The 204-nt window shown below is 32.8% G+C and carries 1 pseudogene; it reads left to right on the top strand.

Going from position 1 to position 204, the window contains the following annotated elements:
- Positions 1–204: pseudogene (locus tag A2255_07745) on the top strand (hypothetical protein).

Genomic DNA, 204 nt, shown 5'->3' with positions numbered 1-204 from the left:
TGGTTTAGGTTATGTTGGCTTGCCGTTGCTTTGTGCTATTGCAAAGAACAAAAAATATGAATCCGTAGGATACAATCGTTCTGACGATAAAATTAAGAAAATTTTGAAGAAAGAATGTCCGATTGACGATGAAATATGCGCTAAAGATTTAAAAAAATTAGAGACTTTAAATGTCTCTAGTAATCCGGACGTCATGAAAAATAG

This window comes from Candidatus Melainabacteria bacterium RIFOXYA2_FULL_32_9 (assembly GCA_001784615.1).
GTDB lineage: Bacteria > Cyanobacteriota > Vampirovibrionia > Gastranaerophilales > UBA9579 > UBA9579.
This window is presented reverse-complemented; position numbering and strand designations above follow the sequence as displayed.